Below are 1215 nucleotides of genomic sequence, written 5' to 3' on the forward strand. Positions count from 1 at the left end.
CATCAATCTCACTGAACAACTATTTGAAAGTACCAACCTTTTCTAATCCTGTTTAAATACAAAAAACCGCTGATATTTCAGCGGTTTTTTTATATCAGACTGCTTTTATCAATCCCTTTTTCGCCCAATGGGAAAAGTACAAAGACATTAAATAATGATAAAAGAACGCTATGCATCCATTCAAAACGAAACAGTCTGATTTCATCAAAAATATATTTGAAAAAACGCAACCGATTGATAAGTTTTTTTAACATAAGAATAAAAAATCGTGATTAGAATTTACACACCCTCTTATAAAAAAATAGAATTAACCTATAAATAATTGATATATATTAATATTAAATAAGTAATAAATAACTGAAATATTTACTTTCAAACAAGCAACAAATTTCATAATTTTTTGATTCATTGAGCGGTAATTTCGGTAAATATTGCCCTTTATCATATCTTAATCAATTGATTTAGTAGGCTAAATCAAAAAATGACAAATTCTCAAGAGATTTCTACCATAAGACTTTTTGCCACAAAAAAATTAAAAACAAATAAATAAAATCAAATACTTAATACATTTTAAACTCTCATTTAACAATTAAATCTGATCTTTAATGTACATTGACAAAATAATTGAAAAACATAACACTAAATTTGATTAATGAGACATAAATCACAGAATAACCGTAACCATTAATAAATAATTGAATCAAAACAACACAACTTCAAAAATATAGGTATCGTTATGCTTTTCAAAAGTCTTTTATCACCCATTAAAAGTATTACTTCAAATTTAACAGAGAGTAGTACATCGTCGGTTAGTAATTCAATCCTAGCCCCTCTTTCTCTTTCCACAATTACAAATATTCTATCTACAAATACTGTAACAAACACAATTAGTAGCTTAACTAGCAGCACAGATGGCGGTCCTCTGGGTTCAATTACTGGCGTTATCGGTGGTATTACGGGCGGCAGTGATGGTGGTCCTTTAGGTGCAATCACAGGTATTATCGGCGGTATCACTGGTGGCGGTGATGGGGGTCCATTAGGTCCAATCACTGGAATCATCGGTGGTATTACAGGCGGTGGTGATGGGGGTCCTCTTGGTCCAATCACAGACATTATCGGTGGTATTACTGGCGGTGGTGATGGGGGTCCTCTTGGTCCTATCACAGGTATCATCGGTGGTATTACGGGTGGTGATCTTGGCAATAACCCTGTAAC

The 1215-nt window shown here is 32.9% G+C and carries 1 pseudogene; it reads left to right on the top strand.

The annotated features are described in order from the left end of the window. Positions 1-736: 736 nt before the first annotated feature. Positions 737-1215 (top strand): annotated as a pseudogene (locus F903_RS16625) (hypothetical protein); the annotation flags it as partial.

The sequence above is a fragment of the Acinetobacter sp. NIPH 298 genome (assembly GCF_000369505.1).
Taxonomy (GTDB): domain Bacteria; phylum Pseudomonadota; class Gammaproteobacteria; order Pseudomonadales; family Moraxellaceae; genus Acinetobacter.